Consider the following 20,375-nt stretch of genomic DNA (forward strand, 5'->3'; position numbering starts at 1 on the left):
TACGGCGGCCATAGCGACAGGGAAACGCCCGGTCCCATTCCGAACCCGGAAGCTAAGCCTGTCTGCGCCGATGGTACTGCACTCGACAGGGTGTGGGAGAGTAGGACACCGCCGAACATCCGTTACCGAAAGGGGACCCAATATACTGGGTCCCCTTTCGTGTTTGTGTTGAAAGGAAGCACTGTGTCGGATTACGGCAGGTCGGAAAACGGTAGATCAGACAACCGCAGGTCGTCAGATAACCGTGACTTCGGTGGTCGTGGAGATCGTCGGTCCACCGGTGGAGAGCGGCGGGGAGGCCCGCGTCGTGACAACCATCGGCGCGGCGGCGAGGGTGGATTCGTTCCCGGTCGCCGAGACAGTCGACCGGCTCGGCCCGACGAGCCCGATCTTCCCGATGACGTCGAACCTGGTGCCCTCGATCCCGCTGTGCGGCGGGATCTGCTGAGCCTCGACAAGAACAACGCCGCCGCTGTGGCACGTCACCTGGTGATGGCCGGCCGTCTGGTCGACGACGATCCGCAGTTGGCTCTGCTGCACGCGCGGGCCGCCCGCCAGCGTGCGGGACGTATTGCGGTCGTGCGTGAAACGGCTGGGATCACCGCCTACCACGCCGGAGAATGGGCCGAAGCGTTGTCCGAGTTGCGCGCTGCTCGCCGGATGGCCGGCGGGCCTGGGCTGCTCGCCGTCATGGCCGACTGCGAACGAGGTATGGGTCGACCCGAGCGTGCCATCGAACTCGGACGAAGCGACGAGGCACGGGCGCTCGGAGGTGAGGAAGCAGCGGAACTGCGTATCGTCGTGGCCGGCGCCAGGATGGATCTCGGCCAGTTCGATCAGGCTGTCGTCAGTCTTCAAACGTCCGATCTCGATGCTTCGAGGACGGGGATCGCGGCCGCACGGCTCTTCTACGCGTACGCGGATGCTCTGGTTGCGGCAGGCCGCGTGGAAGACGGCCTGAAGTGGTTTCTGAACTCTGCTGCAGCCGACCTCGAAGGTGACACCGACGCCGAGGAGCGTGTGGCGGAACTGACCGGCGACGACGAGTGACGACGCTCAGGGACGCCTACGACGTCTTGCTTCTCGACTTGGACGGCACGCTGTATCAGGGTTCGCAAGCGCTTCCCGGGGCTGCGGAGGCACTTGCCGGAAGTCGACAGGAGCTCTACTACGTCACGAACAACGCGAGCCGCAGTCCCGAGGCAGTAGCCGCACACCTCGCGGATCTTGGTTTCGACGCGGACGCGTCTCGCGTGGTCACGAGCTCGCAGGCGGCCGCGCGGCTGCTGGCGCAGAAGCTCGAACCGAACGATCCAGTGCTGGTCGTCGGTACGGAAGCACTCTGTGACGAGGTCGAGCGTGTCGGGTTGCGGCCCGTTCGCAGGTACGACGAGGGTCCGGTCGCGGTGGTCCAGGGCCATTCGACAACCACCGGTTGGGAGATTCTCGCGGAAGCCACACTCGCAGTTCGTGGTGGAGCTCTGTGGGTTGCTGCGAACGTCGACACGACTCTTCCCACGGAGCGAGGGCTCACCCTCGGAAACGGGTCGATGGTTGCCGCCGTTCGAACCGCCTCGGGCCGGGAACCGTTGGTTGCCGGCAAGCCCGCAGCGCCGCTCATGCGGGATGCGCTCGAGCGAAGCGGCGGTGACCGTCCGCTCGTTGTGGGGGACCGTCTCGACACCGATATCGAAGGCGCCAATGCGGTGGGTGTGGATTCTCTGCTCGTTCTCACCGGTGTGAGTACGGCGGAAGACGTGCTGCGGGCGCCTCGAGCTCAGCGACCGACCTATCTGGGAACCGAACTGGCCGTCCTCGATCATCCGGCAGCGGAGGCCCGCATCGGGCAGAAATCCGGCGGCTGGTCGGTCGCCTACGACGGAACGAACCTCGGGATCGAACCCGTCGTCGGTGCGTCGGACCTCGACGACGGCGCGCTGCTGCGGTCCCTTGCGGCGACCGCCTGGTCGAACCCCGATTTCGTCGGGATCGTCACGTCCGACGCGACTGCGCATCGAATCCTCCAGAATTGGGGCCTCTGACCCGCGACCGCGTGCATGCGTATCCGTTCGCGATCGGCTAGCGTTGTCCCCGATGACCACGCCGATACCGCGCCCCGGAGCCCATCTGGCTGGGCAGACGAACAATTCTGAGCAAGCAGCCTCCGTCCAGCCTGCAGAAATTCACGCCGAGGTCGACGGGCTTCTGTCGACTCTCGGGGACGTTGTGCCCACTCCCGAAGACCAGCATGGCGCAGGTGTAATCCCCCGCAAGGCGCTCGTTCTGGAGAAGGCACACGACGTGCTGGTGCAGGCGCTGGCCACCGTGGACAAGGTCTGAGGTGGCGCGTAGAGCCCGGGTGGACGCAGAACTGGTCAGGCGGGGACTGGCTCGTTCTCGTGAGCAGGCGCGAGAACTGATAGCACAGAAGCGAGTTCTCATCTCCGGAACCACGGCGACGAAGCCGGCGACTGCGATCGAGCCCAACACGCCTTTGCGAGTCGTCGACGTCGAGTCCGAAGTGTCGTGGGCGTCGCGTGGTGCGCACAAGCTGATCGGGGCGCTCGAGGCCTTCGCGCCCGAGGGGCTCGGGGTCACAGGTAAACGATGCCTGGATGCTGGGGCATCGACCGGCGGTTTCACCGACGTCTTGTTGCACAACGGTGCGAGTGAGGTCGTTGCCGTGGACGTCGGCTACGGGCAGTTGGTGTGGCGACTGCAGTCCGACGACCGAGTGCAGATCGTCGATCGTACGAATGTGCGATCGATCGACGCGGAGGCCATCGGCGGAGACGTAGATCTGATTGTCGCCGACCTTTCGTTCATCTCTCTCGAACTGGTTTTGCCGGCATTCGTCGCCTGTTTGCGGTCGGGTGGTGATGTCGTTCCGATGGTCAAGCCTCAGTTCGAAGTGGGTAAGGATCGTGTCGGCTCGGGGGGCGTCGTTCGTGATCCGGAACTGCGGATCGAGGCCGTGCTCGCGATCTCGCGGGCGGCGGCAGCTGTCGGTCTGCGCACTGCGGGTGTGGTGGCGAGTCCACTTCCGGGCCCATCGGGCAATGTGGAGTACTTTCTGTGGTTGAGGTCCGAGCCGGAAACCACCGACACGGACGTGGAGGAACTGATCCGGACTGCAGTGCGGGAGGGGCCACAGTGACTGCTGCGACAACGTCGGCCGGTGCTTCGGTAGACGGAAACAGTGCACGCGAGATCCTGCTCGTCGGACATCCCGGGCGACCGGAGATCGCCGAGACGGCGCGCAGGGTCGGCAAGATCTTCGAAAGGGCGGGGATCGGGCTGCGCGTGCTCGTGGACGAGGTCGACAGCACGCGCCTCGAACCGGCCGCCGGGTCGGTGCCGGAAGGATTTCTGGCTCCGGACCCGGATGTTTCGGTCGTCAGGGCCGGGCCCGACGCAGCACGTGGCTGCGAAATGGTTCTGGTTCTCGGTGGAGACGGCACGTTCCTGCGGGCAGCGGAGTTGGCACACGACGCGTCGATTCCGGTGCTCGGTATCAACCTCGGCCGAATCGGTTTCCTCGCGGAGGCGGAGGCCGAACATTTGGATGCGGCTCTTGGACAGGTGGTTCGGCGCGAGTACCGCGTCGAGGAGCGGATGACCCTCGATGTGGCGATTCGCGTAGACGACGAGATCATCGCGAGAGGATGGGCGCTCAACGAAGCCAGCCTCGAGAACCGGTCGCGGCTCGGTGTGCTGGAGGTCGTGCTGGAGGTGGACGGACGGCCTGTGTCGGCATTCGGATGCGACGGAGTTCTGATCTCCACCCCAACCGGGTCGACGGCATACGCTTTCTCCGCAGGGGGGCCGGTCGTCTGGCCGGAATTGGAGGCCCTGCTTGTGGTTCCCAGCAATGCACATGCGCTGTTCGCGCGCCCGTTGGTGACGAGTCCCGGCTCGGTCATTGCCGTCGAGACGGTTGCCGGCAGTCACGACGGGCTGGTCTTCTGTGACGGGCGCCGCACCTTGGAGATGCCTGCGGGTGCGCGTATGGAAGTGGTACGAGGGGCGGATCCGGTGCGCTGGGTGCGGCTGGACTCTGCGCCCTTCGCGGACCGCATGGTGCGAAAGTTCGAGCTGCCCGTGACCGGGTGGCGAGGAAGGAAGCCCTAGACGTGCTGGCAGAGATTCGGATCGACAACCTCGGAGTGATCTCGGAGGCGGCTGCGCAGTTTCACGAAGGTCTGACCGTGCTGACGGGTGAAACCGGTGCCGGTAAGACCATGGTCGTGACGAGTCTGCACCTGCTCAGCGGTGCCCGTGCGGATGCCGGCCGCGTTCGTGCCGGTGCTCAGCGTGCTGTCGTCGAGGGACGATTCGTTGCCGACGACGTGTCCGAGGCGGTCGACGGCCAGATCACCGAACTGCTCGAGTCGTCGGGCGCGGAGCGCGACGACGACGGCAGCATCATTGCCCTGCGTACGGTGGGAAGCGACGGCCGCTCCCGCGCCCACCTCGGCGGTCGCAGTGTGCCGGCGGGAACGTTGGCCGAGTTCACCGGACCTCTGTTGACCGTGCACGGGCAGAACGATCAGCTGCGATTGCTGCGTCCGGATCAGCAGCGCGACGCGCTCGATCGCTTCGCCGAGAAGACGATCGGCCCCTTGCTGTCGCGTTACGTGAAGTACCGGGCCGAGTGGATGGCTGCCCGTTCGGAATTGATCGAACGGACCGGCCGCACGCGGGAACTTGCTCGAGAAGCTGATCAACTCTCGTTTGCATTGAACGAGATCGACGGTGTGGCACCGGAATACGGTGAGGACCAATCGATCGTCACCGAAGTGAAGCGACTGAGCGAACTCGATTCGTTGCGGGCCGCAGCCGAGGACGCACACGCGGCGATCATCGGTGTGGACGATATGGACGGCGGCGGAGCGAATGCGGCGCTCGATCTGATGTCCGAGGCACGGGCTCGTATCGAATCGGCCTCGGACCCAGATCTGGACGGGCTCGGACCCCGTCTTGCCGAAGCCATCGCGGTGGTGACGGACGTTTCCGGTGATCTTGCAACGTATCTGGCGGGTTTGCCCGCCGATCCAGGTGCGCTCGATTCGCTGTTGTCACGGCAAGCGGAGCTCAAGACGTTGACGCGGAAATATGCCGCGGACGTCGATGGTGTTCTGGAATGGGCGAAGTCGGCGCGAGAACGGCTGGCTCGAATCGACGTCTCATCGGATGCGTTGGCGGCGCTGACCGAGCAGGTCGGCCAGGCGGGGGCGGCCACCGCCGAGGCCGCATCGAAGCTGACTGCAGCGCGGGTCAAGGCGGCGGCCAAGCTCGCCAAGGCGGTGAGCGGTGAACTGTCCGGACTCGCCATGGGACGGGCGGCCCTCGACGTGGCAGTGCGGCCTCGTTCTGCCGGGTCACAGGACAGCGCACCGTTGTCGGTGGACGGGATCGAAATGCATGCCGGTGCGTCGGGCGTGGACGAGGTGGAGTTCCGGCTCGCCGCCCACAGCGGTGCGCAGTCGTTGCCGCTGGGTAAGAGTGCCTCCGGTGGTGAGCTGTCCCGCGTGATGCTTGCTCTGGAGGTGGTGTTGGCCGGATCCGACACCGCGGCGACGATGGTCTTCGACGAGGTGGACGCCGGTGTCGGTGGCCGCGCGGCCGTGGAGATCGGACGTCGTTTGGCCCGTCTGGCGCGCACGCACCAGGTGATCGTGGTGACGCATCTGCCTCAGGTGGCCGCCTTCGCCCACACACACCTGGTGGTGGACAAGACGGACGATTCCGGCGGCGTCGTCAGCAGCGGGGTGCGAACTCTGACCGACGACGAGCGTGTCGTCGAACTGGCGCGGATGCTCGCAGGTCTGGACGACACGGAGACCGGTCGCGCGCATGCGGAGGAATTGTTGGCCACCGCCAAGAGTGAACGGTCCGCCTGAGTCCCAACGGACTGTTGCATCTGTAAATGATGTGTTGGACGGCGCGCCTCCACAGGTCGGCGACAATTCGGGTTCATCATCGTTGCCATGAAGATGCCGGCGCTGCTCTCACGTAACACCGATGCTTTGCCCGGGATCAGTGGCATCGCGAGAGTGGATCGCAACACTGCCAAGTTGCTCCGTCGTGTGGGCGACGGAGATATTGTCGTGCTCGACGAACCCGACCTCGACCGGGGAGTGGCGGACGCTCTCGTCAAGGCCGGCGTCCTGGCGCTCGTCAATGCGGCACAGTCCATTTCGGGCCGTTACCCGAACGTGGGCCCCGAACTCATCGTCGCGAACGGGATAGTCCTGATCGACTCCGTCGGGGCGGACGTTTTCAAGAAGATCAAGGACGGCAGCAAGATTCGGCTGAACGAGGGCGGGATCTACAACGGTGACCGCCGGATGGCGAAGGGGGAGGAGCTCACCGAGGCCGAGATCTCCGATCGGATGATCGAGGCCAAGACCGGGTTGGTCGATCACCTCGAAGCCTTCTCCGGAAACACCATTGAGTTCATTCGCACGGAGAGTTCGCTGCTCATCGACGGTGTGGGTGTTCCGGATATCGACCTCGATCTGAAGGAACGTCATGTGGTGGTGGTGACCGACGGTCCCGACCACCGAGCAGACCTGAAGAACCTCAAACCGTTCATCAAGGAATATTCACCGGTTCTCATCGGCGTCGGCGCGGGGGCGGATGCGATCAGCTCTGCCGGCTACCGGCCCGATCTGATCGTGGGTGATCCGGAGGACATCACCAGTGCCACCTTGAAATCGGGTGCGGAGGTGGTGCTGCCTGCGGACCCGGACGGCCATGCTTCCGGGCTCGAGCGGATCCAGGATCTGGGTATCGGTGCGATGACGTTCCCGGCCAGTGGATCTTCGTGTGACCTCGCGCTGTTGCTGGCCGATCACCACGGAGCCTCGCTGATCGTGACGGTCGGCAGCACGGTCTCATTGGACGAGTTCTTCGATCACGGTCGACGGGACAGTAACCCGTCTGCCTTCATGACTCGCCTCAAGGTCGGTCCGAAGCTCGTCGACGCGAAAGCTGTGTCGACGCTGTATCGAAGCCGGGTGTCCGGGGCTGCCATCGCGCTTCTCGTGCTGGCCGCTCTCGTGGCTGTGATCGTCGCACTCGTCGTCTCCAACATCGGCGGTGAGGTATGGGTCTGGGCAGTGGCAACCTGGGACAGTCTGGTCGTATGGGTTCAGGGGCTGCTCGAGTGATTTCCATGCGTCAACACGCCATTTCCCTTGCGGCGATCTTCCTCGCTCTTGCGATCGGCATCGTTCTCGGGTCCGGGCTGCTCTCGAGTGGCCTGATTTCTGGGATTCGCGACGACAGAGCCGATCTCAGCGAACAGCTCGCGGCATCCAACCAACGGAACAATCAGCTCAACGAACAGCTCAACGCGGCGGACGGGTTCGATGCAGCTGTGTCGTCGAGGATCGTCCGTGACACACTTGCGGGACGCTCGGTCCTGGTCGTGACCACGCCGGATGCCGATCCGGGCGACGTGGACGGTGTGAACCGACTTCTCGGAGAAGCAGGCGCGGCGGTGACCGGGCAGCTGTCCCTGACCGAACCCTTCGTCGATGCGACAGGCGGGGACCGGCTCAGAACGATCGTCAACAATGTGATTCCGGCCGGCGTGACGCTGCGCACCGGTGCGATCGATCAGGGCAGTCTGGCGGGCGATCTGCTCGGTGCTGTTCTTCTGGTGAACAGTGATACGGGTCAACCTCGGAGCACCCCGGAAGAAGTGACGCTGGCGCTGGATACCCTACGTAGCGCGGGATTCGTCGACTATCGTGACGGGACTGTTGCTCCTGCGCAGTCCGTTGTCGTCGTGACCGGCGACGGCGGTGCGGCAGCTGCCGAGGGAGCCACGGGTAACCGAGGGGCGGTGATTGCGCGTTTCGCGGGCGCGCTCGACGCCCGGGGTGCCGGGGCTGTGCTGGCAGGACGGCCCGGTGCGGCGGCGGGTAACGGAGCGGTCGCAGTCGCTCGCGCGGACGCCGCCATCTCGCAAGCGCTCACGACCATCGACAACATCGACCGTGCGGCAGGAAGGATCACCGTTCCGCTGGCTCTGCAGGAGCAGTTGGCCGGGGGATCGGGAAGATATGGAACCGGTCCGGGTACCACCGGAGTAACGGTCGGCGCCGCACCCGGCCAGTGAGATTCTGTCGTCGTCTTCGGCGCGTTGTTCACGCTTGCCGCCCCGAGGTGTTACCGTGAAGTCCCGTGGGTCGGCAGGCCCCAGCTTTGCTCGAACAGATCAAGTCCTGCACAGTCGTCACGGGAGCCCTTTTGCCACACTCACGCATCCATACGCGTACCGCTACCAAGCACATCTTCGTCAGCGGGGGCGTTGCCTCTTCGCTCGGCAAGGGCCTCACCGCTTCGAGTTTGGGGCAGCTCCTCACGGCGCGTGGGATGCGTGTCACGATGCAGAAGCTGGATCCTTACCTGAATGTCGATCCCGGCACGATGAATCCGTTCCAACACGGTGAGGTCTTCGTCACGGAAGACGGAGCCGAGACCGATCTGGATGTCGGACACTACGAACGCTTCCTGGACCGGGACCTCTCCGGGCATTCGAACGTGACCACGGGGCAGGTCTATTCGACGGTCATCGCGAAGGAGCGCCGCGGCGAGTATCTGGGGGACACCGTCCAGGTCATTCCGCACATCACCGACGAGATCAAGGGACGCATCCTCGCGATGAGCGGCCCGGACCTGCAGGGGCATCGTCCCGACGTGATCATCACCGAGATCGGTGGCACCGTCGGCGACATCGAATCCCAGCCGTTCCTCGAGGCTGCGCGTCAGGTTCGTCACGAAATCGGCCGGGACAACGTCTTCTTTCTGCACGTGTCGCTCGTGCCTTACCTCGGGCCCTCCGGCGAGCTCAAGACCAAGCCGACCCAGCATTCGGTGGCTGCCCTGCGTAACATCGGTATCCAGCCCGACGCACTGATCCTGCGTTGCGACCGGGACGTGCCGCAGTCTCTGAAGGCGAAGATCGCCCTCATGTGCGATGTCGACGTCGACGCGTGCATCTCCACCCCGGACGCACCCTCGATCTACGACATTCCGAAGGTTCTGCACGGCGAGGGCCTCGACGCGTACGTGGTGCGTCAGTTGGGTCTGCCGTTCCGGGATGTCGACTGGACGATCTGGGGTGATCTGCTCGACCGCGTTCATCAGCCGAGAGAAACCGTGCGGGTGGCTCTGGTCGGCAAGTACGTCGACCTTCCGGACGCATATCTGTCGGTCACGGAGGCACTGCGCGCCGGTGGGTTTGCCAACCACTCCAAGGTGGAGATCGTGTGGGTTGCCTCGGACGAATGCGAGACGGATGCCGGTGCGCAGGCGGCGCTCGGCGATGTCGACGGCGTGTTGATTCCGGGTGGATTCGGCATTCGTGGCATCGAAGGGAAACTCGGCGCGATTCGATACGCGCGGCACCGGAAGCTTCCGTTGTTGGGGCTGTGCCTCGGTTTGCAGTGTGTGGTCATCGAAGCGGCACGCAGTGTGGGCCTCGACGATGCGAACTCGGCGGAATTCGAACCGGAGACGACGCATCCGGTCATTTCCACGATGGCCGACCAGGAAGACGTCGTGGCAGGTGAAGCCGATCTCGGTGGAACCATGCGTCTCGGTGCGTACCCGGCCACTCTGCAGAAGGGTTCCGTCGTGGCGCGCGCCTATGGCAGCAACGAAGTGTCCGAGCGTCACCGTCACCGGTACGAAGTGAACAATTCGTATCGGGATCGCATCGCGAAGAGTGGACTTCGGTTCAGTGGAACGTCTCCCGACGGTCATTTGGTGGAGTTCGTCGAGTACCCGGCGGATCAGCATCCTTTCTTCGTTGCGACGCAGGCGCACCCCGAGTTGAAGAGCCGCCCGACCCGTCCCCACCCGCTGTTCGCAGCATTCGTGGACGCAGCCCTCGACTACAAGTTGGAGGAGCGCCTGCCCGTGGACGTCCACACCGAGGGAACGCTCGACGACGACAGTGCCGATGCTGCGGTGACGAGTGCCGGCTAGGCCATGACCGATCGGGTGCGGCACGCCTTCGAGACCCTCGACTCTCGCACCGTGTACGACGGTGCGATCGTGGCGCTCCGGATCGATCGGGTATCCATGCCCGGCGGGCAGAGTGCGCAGCGGGAAGTCGTCGAACATCATGGCGCCGTCGCCGTGGTCGCCCTGGACGATCAGGACCGGGTGGTTCTGATCCACCAGTACCGGCATCCCGTCGGGAGGCGTCTCTGGGAGATTCCAGCCGGTCTACTCGACGTCCCGGGGGAGGACCCGCACACCGCGGCGATGCGGGAGTTGGCCGAGGAAACCGGTCTCGGTGCGGACCGCTGGTCCACCTTGGTCGACGTGCTGCTCTCACCCGGGTTCACGGACGAGTCGGTCCGAATCTTTCTCGCGGAGGGGTTGCACGAGGTCGACCGGGAGGAACCGGAACACGAAGAGGCGGACCTCGAGATCGACAGGGTGCCATTCGATGAGGCGCTGAACATGGCACTGAGCGGTGACATCGGCAACGCCACCGCAGTATCCGGGATCATGGCGCTCGCGGGCGCCCGTTCGTCGGGAATCTCGTTGCGCGCAGCGGATGCGCCGTGGCAGGACAGGCCCAGCCGATTCGGTGATCGTAAAGCCGGAGAGCGTGAACGGTGATCCTGCGGCAGGTCGATTCGTTCCTGAATCACATGGCGGTCGAACGCGGCGCTGCCCGGAACACGCTCAGCTCGTACCGGCGCGATCTGGCCCGGTACGTCGAATTCTTGGGGGAGCGGGGGATCGACGATCTGGTACGGGTAACGGAGAAGGACGTCGCCGACTTCGTAGTTGCCCTCAGGAAGGGTGATGCCGCAGCCGAGAGGCCGCCCCTGGCTGCCAGTTCGGCGGCCCGTGCGCTCATCGCAGTTCGTGGAGTGCATCGGTTCGCAACGACCGAGGGTGTGCTTCCGGTGGATGTCGCGCGGGAAGTCCACCCACCTGCCCCCTCTCAACGACTCCCGAAGTCGTTGCCTCTCAACGATGTACTCGCACTTCTCGACGCTGCCGGTGGGTCGTCGGACGGGACACGGTCACTGCGCGACCGGGCGTTGCTGGAATTGCTCTACTCGACAGGTGCGCGGATCTCGGAGGCCGTGGGACTCGATGTCGACGACATCGAGATGGACGCTCGTGCGGTCGTGCTGCACGGAAAGGGTGGCAAGCAACGCATCGTCCCGGTCGGACGCCCTGCCCTCGAAGCTGTGGATGCTTACCTCGTCCGCGGGCGTCCGGGCTTGGTGTCGAGAGGCACACCGGCGCTGTTTCTCAACGCGCGCGGTGGCAGGTTGTCACGTCAGAGCGCGTGGCAGGTCTTGCAGACGGCCGCAGAATCCGCGGGCATCAAGTCGGGGGTGTCTCCCCACACTTTGCGGCACTCGTTTGCTACGCACCTGCTCGACGGCGGTGCCGACGTCCGCGTCGTTCAGGAACTGCTGGGACACGCATCGGTGACAACAACCCAGATCTATACCCTCGTCACTGTGGGAGCGCTTCGCGAGGTGTGGGCCGGGGCACATCCCCGTGCACGATGACGCGGTGTACGTGCGTCGATGCGTGTCCGGTCTGGATTTCGGGACACGAGGCGGTAGCGTTTCGGCTAACGCTCCGTGATCGAGTGACGTGAGGGTCGCCGGAGCCGTGCTTACGAAGAATTGCTCTACACGAGAGAACTGCTCTACACGAGAGAACTGCTCTACACGAGAGAACAAGGGGAGTATCGGACCGTGATGACACCGCAGCCGCCAGCGGCGGAGTCAGCGCAATCGCGCTCAGCGCAGTCGGAATCGGAGGGTGAAATGGTCGACGCAGGTACCGCAGCACCCCGTCTGTTCGCCGCGACGGACGCGGAGGCGGACCTCGGACCGACGGGACGTCCTCCCCGGGAAATCCCGGAGCCGACACCGTTGTCCTCGCACGGGCCGGCCAAGGTCATTGCGATGTGCAATCAGAAGGGTGGCGTGGGGAAGACGACGTCGACCATCAACCTGGGTGCTTCACTTGCCGACTACGGCCGTCGCGTGCTGTTGGTGGACCTCGATCCCCAAGGCGCGTTGTCCGCCGGTCTGGGAGTGGCTCACCACGATCTCGAACTCACCGTGCACAACCTCCTCGTCGAACCACGTGTGTCCATCGACGACGTCCTCATGCGAACGCGCGTCGAGGGGCTCGACCTGCTGCCCAGCAACATCGATCTGTCGGCGGCCGAGATTCAACTCGTCACCGAGGTCGGGCGTGAGCAGACGCTGGGTCGTGTGCTGTACCCCGTGCTAGATCGCTACGACTACATCCTCATCGATTGCCAGCCATCACTCGGTCTGCTCACGGTCAACGCGTTGGCCTGCGCCGATTCCGTGCTCATTCCGATGGAATGCGAGTTCTTCAGCCTGCGTGGCCTGGCATTGCTCAACGACACGGTCGACAAGGTCCACGACCGCCTCAACCCGCGGCTCGAGCTCGCCGGCATCGTCGTCACGATGTTCGACTCACGCACGCTCCACGCCCGCGAGGTGATGTCGCGTGTGGTCGAAGTATTCGGCGACACCGTCTACGACACCGTCATCAACCGGACGGTTCGATTCCCGGAGACCAGTGTCGCCGGGGAACCGATCACCACCTGGGCGCCGAAGTCGACCGGTGCCGAGGCCTACCGAGCGCTGGCGCGCGAGGTCATTCACCGATCCGGTCGGTAGCAGTGGATACGCAGGACACCCTCGATGCTCCGGTCGAGGACATCAGCGGGGGATCGACCGATGAACCTGGCCAGGGGTTTCGCGTCTCGTTGCGGAACTTCGAGGGTCCGTTCGATCTGTTGCTCACGCTCATCGGTCAGCATCGACTCGACGTCACCGAGGTCGCTCTTCACGAGGTGACCGACGAGTTCATCGCGTATACGAGAACACTCGGCGCCGAGATGGGCCTGGAGCAGACGACCGAGTTTCTGGTGGTTGCCGCCACTCTTCTGGACCTGAAAGCGGCACGACTGTTGCCGGCAGGTCAGGTCGACGATGCCGAGGATCTCGCGTTGCTGGAAGCACGAGACCTGCTGTTCGCACGATTGTTGCAGTATCGGGCGTACAAACAGGTCGCGCAGATGTTCGGCGAGCTCGAGGCAGCCGCCTTTCGGCGGTATCCGCGATCGGTGGCCGTGGAAGAACAGTTCACGGATCTGCTGCCCGAGGTTTTCCTGGGGGTCGACGCCCGCCGTTTCGCCGAGATCGCGGCAACCGTATTCACACCCCGCCCGGTTCCGTCCGTCGGTCTCGACCACCTGCATGTCCCGAAGGTCTCCGTCTCGGAGCAGGCAGGCTTGGTGCTCGAGCTGCTGAGGAAGCGTGGCGCCGGGGAGTGGGCGACGTTCTCGGACATCGTGTCCGAATGCGAAACGACCGTGTATATCGTCGCGAGGTTTCTGGCATTGCTCGAGCTGTACCGGGAACGAACCGTGCAGTTCGAGCAGCCCGAGCCGTTGGGTGACCTGCGTGTCAGCTGGACCGGTGATCAGATCGAGGTGCCGGTGATGGAGGAGGACTACGGATGACGTCGGCATCGGAGGACGAGAAAGAACTCGACGAAGCGGAACTGGCGGACGACGAACTCGAGGCCGTACTCGAATCGTTGCTGCTCGTCGTCGATTCCCCCGCAAGTGCGGACCAGCTCGCCTCGGTGACGGGAGCAAGCGAGGAACGGGTCGAGGCCATCATGAATCGGATGTCCGAAGCCTTCACTGCTCGTGGCAGCGGAATCGATCTTCGGTACGCGGGTGACGGATGGCGCTTCTACACCCGAAGCGTGCACGCACCGTACGTGGAAAAGCTACTTCTCGATGGTGCGCGGTCGAAGCTCACACGCGCCGCATTGGAAACATTGGCCGTGGTGGCCTACCGTCAACCGTTGACCCGCGCACGGATCAGTGCCGTTCGAGGTGTCAATGTGGACGGTGTCGTACGTACGTTGCTCGCCCGGGGACTGATTGCCGAAGCCGGCAACGACCCCGACACGAATGCAACGCAGTACGCGACAACCGAATTGTTCCTGGAACGGCTCGGGTTGGCGTCGCTCGGTGAACTACCGGCTCTGGCCCCGCTGTTGCCGGATGTCGATCTGATCGACGACCTCAGTGAAAGCCTGGAATCCGATCCACGATTTGCGAGAATGAACACGGCATCCGCACCGATGGGCGACGTCGGTGCGGACATGCTCGACACGAATGACTGACAGGGATCGAAGAAAAAGTGAAGAAGCCCGCTCGCCGAGATGGCACACCGGACCGTAACAACAAAAGAAGCGACCGATCCGAATCCGGTCGCCGAACAGGCCGCCCCGAAGCCGGGAAACGCACTGAGCGTTCCGGCGCCCCCGACCGTTTCAGCAGGTCAGCGGCCCCCAAGAACAAGCGCGGCAAGCCGAAGTCGGCGAAACCGCAGCGCGTGGAAGTTCGCGGCCCCAAGATCAGCAACGCCAAACCGGCTCGTCACCAGCATGCGGAACCGGACCGCCGTTCCGGGCCGCCCCAAGGCGACGGAGTGCGGTTGCAGAAAGTGCTCGCGCAGGCGGGTGTCGCTTCTCGCCGCGCCGCCGAAGAACTGATCTCACAGGGCCGGGTCGAGGTAGACGGACGCATCGTGATCGAGCAGGGATTGCGCGTCGACCCCGAGAATGCGGTGGTTCGCGTCGACGGTGTGCGGGTGGTCATCCAGAAGGATCTGGTGCACCTGGCGTTGAACAAGCCACGCGGATGGCAGTCGACGATGTCGGACGATCTCGGTCGCCCGTGCGTCGGTGACATCGTGTCCGAACGCGTGGCCGCGGGCCAGCGTTTGTTCCACGTCGGTCGTCTCGATGCCGACACGGAGGGGCTACTTCTGCTCACCAACGACGGTGATCTTGCTCACCGGTTGATGCACCCGTCGTTCGAGGTGTCGAAAACCTACATGGCTACGGTGGCCGGTGGTCTCGAGCGGGGTGTGAGCAAGAAGCTTCGCGACGGTGTCGAGCTCGACGACGGCCCCGCCAAGGTGGACACGTTCACGTTGCTCGACATCAACGAAGGCAAGTCCTTGGTCCGGGTCACGCTCCACGAAGGCCGCAAGCACATCGTGCGCCGGCTGTTCGACGCGGTCGGGCACCCGGTGATCCGGCTCGTGCGAACGGACATCGGCCCGGTAGCGCTCGGCGATCAGCGTCCGGGAACGCTTCGGGTGCTCGGTCGCGGCGAGGTCGGCGGACTGTACGGGGCGGTGGGACTGTGAGCGCTTTGACCGTTGCGATGGACGGCCCGTCGGGTACGGGAAAGTCGTCTGTCTCACGCCGCCTTGCTGGGAGTCTGGATGCCGGTTATCTCGACACTGGTGCCATGTACCGGATCGCCACGCTGTATGTCCTGCGTAAGGGTGTGAATCTCGACGATCCATCGGCCATCGCCGCCGCCACTGCCACACTGCCGTGGTCGGTGGGGACGGATCCGACCGCCGAGGAGATTCTGCTCGACGGTGAGGATGTTCGCGAAGAAATCCGTGGAGGAGCGGTGACGGCAGCAGTGTCGGCCGTGTCTGCCGTTCCGGAGGTTCGGGAACTGCTCGTCGACGCGCAACGTCGGCTCGCCCGAGGCAACGAGCGTGTCGTCGTCGAGGGACGTGACATCGGCACCGTCGTGTTGCCCGACGCGGACGTGAAGATCTACCTGACGGCGTCGGCGCAGGCGCGGGCGCGGAGACGCAACGCCCAGAACATCGCAGAAGGGCGCGGAGACGATTATGCGGGCGTCCTCGCGGACGTCGAACGCCGCGACCACCTGGACTCGACTCGCGCGGTGTCGCCGCTGCGGCCCGCGGAAGATTCTGTGCTGGTCGACACCAGCGAGATCGGAATCGATGACGTGATCGACAGGTTGCTGTTGGTGGTATCCGAAAGAACGGGAGCAGTGCAGTGACCGACGAGTTTGTCGAATTCGCAGGTGATGGAACCTGGAACGAGGAAGCCGAATGGGAGTTCGGTGACCTCACCGACGACGCTGAAGGCGAAAGTGCTGTCGCTGTGCCCACCCTCGCGGTCGTCGGTCGACCGAACGTGGGCAAGTCCACGTTGGTGAACCGCATCATCGGCCGACGCGAGGCCGTTGTCGAGGACATACCCGGCGTCACCCGTGACCGTGTGTCGTACGAGGCGACGTGGAGTGGGCGCCGATTCATGGTGCAGGACACCGGTGGCTGGGAGCCTGACGCCAAGGGGCTGCAACAGTCCGTGGCGCGTCAGGCCGAGCAGGCAATGCAGACTGCTGATGCGATCCTGCTCGTGGTGGATGCTGTGGTCGGCGCGACCGGTACCGACGAAGCAGTCGCCAAGGTGCTGCGCCGTTCGAAGACGCCGGTGTTGTTGGTCGCCAACAAGGTCGACGACGAGCGCACGGAATCAGAGGCGGCCGCGTTGTGGTCGCTCGGGCTCGGCCAGCCGTACTCGGTGAGTGCGACGCACGGGCGCGGCACGGGAGATCTGCTCGACGAAGTTCTCGCGGCGCTCCCGGAGACACCGCGTGAAGGGATTCCCGGTGGGGGTCCCCGTCGTGTAGCGCTGGTCGGCAAACCGAACGTGGGCAAGTCCAGCCTCTTGAACAAGCTGTCCGGCGGCGAACGTTCCGTGGTGCACAACGTCGCAGGAACCACTGTCGACCCTGTGGACACGCTCGTGGAGCTCGGTGGCAAGGTGTGGCGCTTCGTCGACACCGCAGGCCTGCGCAAGCGGGTCGCGCACTCGAGCGGAGCGGAGTTCTATGCCTCGCTGCGCACGAAGGGCGCCATCGAGGCGGCAGAGGTTGCGATCTTGCTGATCGACGCGTCCGAACCGATCGCCGAGCAGGACCAGCGGGTGCTCAGCATGGTGGCCGATGCAGGCCGCGCGCTCGTCATCGCATTCAACAAGTGGGATCTCGTCGACGAGGATCGGCGCCTGATGCTCGCCAGAGAAGTCGATCGCGACTTGGCACGCGTGCCGTGGGCGCAGCGGGTCAACATCTCGGCGCACACGGGTCGGGCGGTGCAGAAGCTCGTGCCTGCACTGGACACCGCGCTCGACTCCTGGGACAAGCGCATCCCGACCGGTCGTCTCAACACCTGGCTCAAGGAAGTGACAGCGGCAACGCCACCTCCGATGCGCGGGGGCCGTCTTCCCCGGATCATGTTCGCAACCCAGGCAGGTACTCGTCCGCCGACGTTCGTGTTGTTCACCACCGGCTTCCTCGAGGCCGGCTACCGCCGCTTTCTCGAGCGGCGGCTGCGTGAGGAGTTCAACTTCGACGGCAGCCCGGTGCGGATCTCCGTTCGTGTCCGGGAGAAGCGAGATCGCCGTAACAAGTGATCTCACCAGGCGATTAGCGTTCCAGACTGTCACTGATGTAATCTCATCGAGCGCCCGAACGAGGGCGTGGACGGGCTGTGGCGCAGCTTGGTAGCGCACTTGACTGGGGGTCAAGTGGTCGCAGGTTCAAATCCTGTCAGCCCGACACAAAAGAGGCCCCATCCGATTTCGGATGGGGCCTCTTTTTCGTTTTCTCGGAGTGTTCAGGGGAAGCGGATCGTCATTGTGGCGAGGCCGAAGATCTTGCGTCCACCGGACTTCGCGACGACGAGAACGACACCGGTGCGGGTCTCGGGGTCGAGAGACTTGATCTTGCCGCTGTACTCGATGTCGCCGCCGTCCTCGGCAGACACGACCGCAGGCGAGGCGAGTCGCACGGCGAAACGGGTAGCCGCTCCCGGATCGTGTGACCACGAGGAGACGAATCCTGCGCCGAGGCCCATCGTCAGCATGCCGTGGGCGATCACGTCGGGAAGACCCGCCAGCTTCGCGATCTTCTCGTCCCAGTGAATCGGGTTCGCGTCACCCGAGACGCCTGCATAGTTGACCAGGTCGCCGCGGGAGAGGCGTGCATGGTGCAGGGACAGCTCGTCGCCGACCGTCAGGTCCTCGAACGGCAGGCTGCCCGGCGCGCCCCGGGTGTCTCGGGCGATGTGGATCGGGGTTTCGGGACGCACTGTGCGCGTGTACTCCGCGTCGGAAATGTCCTGACCGAGGATGGCGACGTCGTGCATCATCACCTTGCGTACCGACCCGGTGATCGCGGGGTCGACCTCCTCGGCGGTAACCCCGGCGACCGTGGTGTGCATCGTGTGGACGGTTTCGCCTGCAGCGTCGGTGAAGGTGTTGGTGACCGTGATCAGGTCTTTTCCCGCGATCCTCCGAACATTGGACAGTTCCACGTCGGTGACGAGCTCGTCGCCGACGACGATCGGACGATGCTGCTCGAACACCTGTTCCGTCTGTACGTACGTGTCGTAGCCGACGATCACCGACTCGAAAAGGTGACGATTGGCGGCCATCGCCGGGATCGACGTGAAGGTGAGCGGGGCGACGAGCCCCGGATACCCCAGCTCTTCCGCAGCTTTCGAGTCCCAATGCGCGGGGTGGTAGTCCTGTACGGCTCGCGCGTATTCGCGTACTTTCTCGCGGCCGACCTCGAATGTGTCATCCATTCGGTAGTAGTGGCCGACGCGCGACGCGATTGGGGACGAGTCCGCGGAAGAGCTTGCTGGGGTATCTGAAGGAACAGTCACACACGACAAAATACGGGTGGTCGCCAGTACCCGTGCGACCGCATCCGCTGGAGGGGGTGGTTACGGCCGGTCGGGGACTACCCGGTCCGGTCCGTCCAGGGTTATCAGGCCGGTGACACCGTCTGGAGACCAGATGATGCGACCGTGCTCGAAATGCTGTTCGACCGATCCATCCGGGCGGTGGATCTCGTTCGAGGCGGGCCATCCGAACGTCGACTCCTCGTAGCCCAACCGAGCCCAACGATCGCCGATCATTCCCGTCACGAAGAAGCCGGGCTCGCCGTATTTGCGGTACAGGACACCACCTTCGAACGCTTGCACATCGCCTTCGGGAAGAACGGTGTGAAACGCGATCGGGTAGCCCAGGGGTCCTGCTTCCCAACCCAGTTCGGCGTAGGTTTCGAACAGGTGGCTCGGTATCGGGCGCGCACCGGTCTGCGGGGTCCAGTAGATGTATCCGTGCTCGAACTCGGCGAACCTGCCGCGGCCGTCGGGACATGACTGCTCGCTGCCGAGCTTGGCGCCGAGCCAGGGTGCTCGCTTTGCCATCTCGTCGATCGCGTTCGGCACTGAGGGAGGGGCGGAATCACCGTGAAGGTACTCGGCCAGCACCTGCTTGGCGAAGTCCCACGGGAAGTGCGGGCCGACGTCGGTGTGGGAGCCGATTCCGAGAACCTGCGTGACGTAATTGTGGTCTGCGATGCCGTCTGCGCGCCGGTACGGGTCCGCGATGATGTCTGCCGCGATGCGGTACTTGCGGCAGTCCTCGACGGACAGCCATACCGCGATTCTGATGTCGTCGGCCCGGCGCATCCACTGCTCCCGAGACCACGACGCATACGATCCGGCGAAGCAGTAGTTGATCGAGATGGGGTTCGCACTCAGGACCGACCAGGAGGCGAAGTCGGTGTCGACAATCGCAACGACGATCCCGTCGCGGATCAGGTTGTGATATGACGCGCCGTTGTTCGGGTTGTTGCAGAATCGCGCCAACTCTTCTGCCGAAGAATCGCCTTCCTGGGTGTGCCAGAAGATGTTGCTGATCCGTGCACCCCAACGGTTCGAGTACGACGGTCCGAACCTGATGATCTCCCGATATGCCGGTGCGCCCATGACAGAGTTCCCTTCCGATGAGCTCGATAGCGGTGTTCTCCGACTGCGTTACGCTGGTGTGCGTTCTGCGCCCTGATTGCGTCAAGGAGAGCACACGCCGCCGACAGTGACAGTTTTCGGGTTTCGCGGCGTTTTCAACGCACGAGTGTGGTTGTCTGGCACGATTGCGTCTGTGACCACCGGCTCCGTCGACCGACACACTCTGCGTGATCTGGCAACGCTGCGCCGGGTTCGCGACCGTATCGACCGCGAATATGCGCAGCCACTGAACGTAGAGGAACTGGCTCGCGGCGCGCACATGTCGGCCGGGCACCTCAGTCGTGAATTCCGGCGCGCCTACGGAGAGTCGCCCTACTCGTACCTCATGACCCGGCGAATCGAACGGGCGATGGCTCTCCTGCGACGAGGTGAGCTGACTGTGACGGAAGTCTGTTTCGAGGTGGGCTGCTCGTCTCTGGGGACCTTCAGTACGCGGTTCGCCGAACTCGTCGGAATGCCGCCGAGCGCCTACCGGAAGGAACAGATGCACGCCACCGCAGGAATGCCCTCGTGTGTTGCGAAACAAGTGACGAGACCGGTCAGGAATCGAGAAGCCCGCCAGCGTAATCGCATCTAGCGTTGTCG

At 64.3% G+C, this 20,375-nt stretch carries 20 protein-coding genes, 1 tRNA gene and 1 rRNA gene; 20 read left to right on the forward strand and 2 right to left on the reverse strand.

Annotated features, from left to right (window positions below):
• From rrf to ACZI8Q_RS00095, 19 genes are all read left to right on the forward strand, one after another.
• Positions 1-117 (forward strand): 5S ribosomal RNA (gene rrf, locus ACZI8Q_RS00005).
• A 42-nt stretch (positions 118-159) separates the two neighbouring features.
• Positions 160-1,050 carry a hypothetical protein gene (locus ACZI8Q_RS00010; RefSeq protein WP_463371449.1) on the forward strand — a complete coding sequence of 297 codons (891 nt, stop codon included), beginning with the start codon at positions 160-162 and terminating at the stop codon, positions 1,048-1,050.
• Positions 1,047-2,042, forward strand: coding sequence for an HAD-IIA family hydrolase (locus ACZI8Q_RS00015; RefSeq protein WP_463371450.1), 996 nt, complete (start codon positions 1,047-1,049; stop codon positions 2,040-2,042). The genes ACZI8Q_RS00010 and ACZI8Q_RS00015 overlap by 4 nt, the downstream gene beginning before the upstream one ends.
• A gap of 52 nt (positions 2,043-2,094) precedes the next feature.
• A complete protein-coding gene (locus ACZI8Q_RS00020) occupies positions 2,095-2,340 on the forward strand; it encodes a hypothetical protein (protein WP_463371451.1) in 246 nt (81 codons plus the stop codon).
• Position 2,341: 1 nt separating this feature from the next.
• Positions 2,342-3,157, forward strand: coding sequence for a TlyA family RNA methyltransferase (locus tag ACZI8Q_RS00025; RefSeq protein ID WP_463371452.1), 816 nt, complete (start codon positions 2,342-2,344; stop codon positions 3,155-3,157).
• Positions 3,154-4,131 carry an NAD kinase gene (locus ACZI8Q_RS00030; protein WP_463371453.1) on the forward strand — a complete coding sequence of 326 codons (978 nt, stop codon included), beginning with the start codon at positions 3,154-3,156 and terminating at the stop codon, positions 4,129-4,131. The genes ACZI8Q_RS00025 and ACZI8Q_RS00030 overlap by 4 nt, the downstream gene beginning before the upstream one ends.
• Positions 4,132-4,133: 2 nt before the next feature.
• Positions 4,134-5,903: a DNA repair protein RecN gene (gene recN, locus ACZI8Q_RS00035; RefSeq protein ID WP_463371454.1), complete on the forward strand. Its 1,770-nt coding sequence runs from the start codon at positions 4,134-4,136 to the stop codon at positions 5,901-5,903.
• An 87-nt stretch (positions 5,904-5,990) separates the two neighbouring features.
• The gene (steA, locus tag ACZI8Q_RS00040) at positions 5,991-7,175 is read left to right on the forward strand and encodes a putative cytokinetic ring protein SteA (protein WP_463371455.1); all 1,185 of its coding nucleotides are present in this window, start codon (positions 5,991-5,993) and stop codon (positions 7,173-7,175) included.
• Entirely contained in the window at positions 7,172-8,131 is a 960-nt protein-coding gene (locus ACZI8Q_RS00045) for a copper transporter (RefSeq protein ID WP_463371456.1), read from the forward strand. Before steA ends, ACZI8Q_RS00045 begins: the two co-directional genes overlap by 4 nt.
• A gap of 131 nt (positions 8,132-8,262) precedes the next feature.
• The gene (locus tag ACZI8Q_RS00050; RefSeq protein WP_463371589.1) at positions 8,263-10,005 is read left to right on the forward strand and encodes a CTP synthase; all 1,743 of its coding nucleotides are present in this window, start codon (positions 8,263-8,265) and stop codon (positions 10,003-10,005) included.
• Between the two features lie 3 nt (positions 10,006-10,008).
• A complete protein-coding gene (locus ACZI8Q_RS00055; RefSeq protein ID WP_463371457.1) occupies positions 10,009-10,650 on the forward strand; it encodes an NUDIX domain-containing protein in 642 nt (213 codons plus the stop codon).
• On the forward strand, positions 10,647-11,564 hold the full coding sequence (gene xerD / locus ACZI8Q_RS00060; protein WP_463371458.1) for a site-specific tyrosine recombinase XerD: 918 nt from the start codon (positions 10,647-10,649) through the stop codon (positions 11,562-11,564). The genes ACZI8Q_RS00055 and xerD overlap by 4 nt, the downstream gene beginning before the upstream one ends.
• A gap of 264 nt (positions 11,565-11,828) precedes the next feature.
• The gene (locus ACZI8Q_RS00065) at positions 11,829-12,722 is read left to right on the forward strand and encodes a ParA family protein (RefSeq protein WP_463371459.1); all 894 of its coding nucleotides are present in this window, start codon (positions 11,829-11,831) and stop codon (positions 12,720-12,722) included.
• Positions 12,723-12,763: 41 nt separating this feature from the next.
• Positions 12,764-13,570, forward strand: coding sequence for a segregation and condensation protein A (locus ACZI8Q_RS00070; RefSeq protein WP_463371590.1), 807 nt, complete (start codon positions 12,764-12,766; stop codon positions 13,568-13,570).
• Positions 13,567-14,247 carry an SMC-Scp complex subunit ScpB gene (gene scpB, locus ACZI8Q_RS00075; RefSeq protein ID WP_463371460.1) on the forward strand — a complete coding sequence of 227 codons (681 nt, stop codon included), beginning with the start codon at positions 13,567-13,569 and terminating at the stop codon, positions 14,245-14,247. The genes ACZI8Q_RS00070 and scpB overlap by 4 nt, the downstream gene beginning before the upstream one ends.
• 17 nt (positions 14,248-14,264) lie before the next feature.
• Positions 14,265-15,281 (forward strand): pseudouridine synthase, encoded by a 1,017-nt coding sequence (locus ACZI8Q_RS00080; protein ID WP_463371461.1) that lies wholly within the window; start codon positions 14,265-14,267, stop codon positions 15,279-15,281.
• 17 nt (positions 15,282-15,298) lie between these two features.
• Positions 15,299-15,961 (forward strand): (d)CMP kinase, encoded by a 663-nt coding sequence (gene cmk / locus ACZI8Q_RS00085; RefSeq protein ID WP_463371591.1) that lies wholly within the window; start codon positions 15,299-15,301, stop codon positions 15,959-15,961.
• Positions 15,958-17,382 (forward strand): ribosome biogenesis GTPase Der, encoded by a 1,425-nt coding sequence (der, locus tag ACZI8Q_RS00090; protein ID WP_463371462.1) that lies wholly within the window; start codon positions 15,958-15,960, stop codon positions 17,380-17,382. Before cmk ends, der begins: the two co-directional genes overlap by 4 nt.
• 71 nt (positions 17,383-17,453) lie before the next feature.
• A tRNA-Pro gene (locus ACZI8Q_RS00095) sits at positions 17,454-17,527 on the forward strand.
• Between the two features lie 58 nt (positions 17,528-17,585).
• Here ACZI8Q_RS00095 and ACZI8Q_RS00100 read toward each other — a convergent pair.
• Both ACZI8Q_RS00100 and ACZI8Q_RS00105 read right to left on the reverse strand, forming a co-directional pair.
• Positions 17,586-18,638, reverse strand: coding sequence for a fused (3R)-hydroxyacyl-ACP dehydratase subunits HadA/HadB (locus ACZI8Q_RS00100; protein WP_463371463.1), 1,053 nt, complete (start codon positions 18,636-18,638; stop codon positions 17,586-17,588).
• Between the two features lie 60 nt (positions 18,639-18,698).
• A complete protein-coding gene (locus tag ACZI8Q_RS00105; protein ID WP_463371464.1) occupies positions 18,699-19,751 on the reverse strand; it encodes an N-acetylmuramoyl-L-alanine amidase in 1,053 nt (350 codons plus the stop codon).
• Positions 19,752-19,923: 172 nt separating this feature from the next.
• Between ACZI8Q_RS00105 and ACZI8Q_RS00110 the strand changes: the two genes are divergently transcribed.
• A complete protein-coding gene (locus ACZI8Q_RS00110) occupies positions 19,924-20,367 on the forward strand; it encodes a helix-turn-helix transcriptional regulator (RefSeq protein ID WP_463371465.1) in 444 nt (147 codons plus the stop codon).
• Positions 20,368-20,375: the final 8 nt, after the last annotated feature.

Source organism: Rhodococcus quanlei (assembly GCF_055231015.1).

What these genes read in the sequence shown, in the direction of transcription:
- ACZI8Q_RS00020 (WP_463371451.1), top strand. Translation starts at nt 2,095, where the DNA reads ATGACCACGCCGATACCGCGCCCCGGAGCCCATCTGGCTGGGCAGACG.
- steA (WP_463371455.1), top strand. Translation starts at nt 5,991, where the DNA reads ATGAAGATGCCGGCGCTGCTCTCACGTAACACCGATGCTTTGCCCGGG.
- ACZI8Q_RS00055 (WP_463371457.1), top strand. Translation starts at nt 10,009, where the DNA reads ATGACCGATCGGGTGCGGCACGCCTTCGAGACCCTCGACTCTCGCACC.
- ACZI8Q_RS00065 (WP_463371459.1), top strand. Translation starts at nt 11,829, where the DNA reads ATGGTCGACGCAGGTACCGCAGCACCCCGTCTGTTCGCCGCGACGGAC.
- scpB (WP_463371460.1), top strand. Translation starts at nt 13,567, where the DNA reads ATGACGTCGGCATCGGAGGACGAGAAAGAACTCGACGAAGCGGAACTG.
- cmk (WP_463371591.1), top strand. Translation starts at nt 15,299, where the DNA reads ATGGACGGCCCGTCGGGTACGGGAAAGTCGTCTGTCTCACGCCGCCTT.
- ACZI8Q_RS00105 (WP_463371464.1), bottom strand. Translation starts at nt 19,751, where the DNA reads ATGGGCGCACCGGCATATCGGGAGATCATCAGGTTCGGACCGTCGTAC.